Here is a 771-nt window from a genome sequence, read left to right as displayed (position 1 = left end):
GGTGGCGCCGACCAGGATTTGCACCATCGGCCCGATGTCAGTGTCGAATACGCAGATCACGCGCTCGTTGCGAGCGAACAGGTTAGGCACGTTGGCGGCGGTGAGCGGGTTGACCGAGAACAGATCGCCCGGCACATAGATCATTTCGCGCAGTACGCCGGCGCACGGCATGTGTACGCGGTGATAGTCGCGCGGTGCCAGGTAGGTAGTGGCGAACAGGCCGTTGCGGAACGGCTCGGCCAACAGGTAGTTGCCGGCCAGCAGTGCTTCCAGGCTGTAGTGGTGGCCTTTGGCCTGGAAGATTTGATCCTCGCGGATCGGGCCGAGCTGGCTGATGGCGCCATCGGCAGGCAGCGCCAGCCAGTTGGCGTCGGCGATGATCGGGCGCGCACCATCGCGCAGCGGGCGCACGAAGAAGTCGTTGAAGGTGGCGTAAGACGTCAGGTCCGGGTTTTGCGCTTCCTGCATGTCCACGCGGTAGTAGCGGGCGAAGGTTTTGACCACCAGTTGGGTCAGCCAGCCTGCCTGTTTGTCGGCGCCCCAGCCCGCCAGGCGGGTCAGCGCCAGCTTCGGTAGCCAATATTGCAGTTTAATCTTGATGCTATCCAGCACGTTAACCTCGTGAATCAGGGTAAAGGGCGCGCATTGTAACGAGGGCCTCGCCGTCGTCAATGCTCGCCCGTCAGTGTCAGTCTGCGGCGTCCGTGAAGTTCTTGCGAACCTTCACCTGAGCCATGCTTTCCAGAATGCGGTGATAGTTGTCCAAACGCT

The 771-nt window shown here is 61.6% G+C and carries 1 protein-coding gene; it reads right to left on the bottom strand.

Features of this window, described 5'->3' with window-relative positions; genetic code table 11:
• Positions 1 to 612: archaetidylserine decarboxylase (asd, locus tag SO140_RS46240; RefSeq protein ID WP_498544240.1), on the bottom strand; the 612-nt coding region annotated here is incomplete at its 3' end.
• Positions 613 to 771 lie beyond the last annotated feature (159 nt).

This window comes from Bradyrhizobium sp. UFLA05-108, from assembly GCF_059803455.1.
This window is presented reverse-complemented; position numbering and strand designations above follow the sequence as displayed.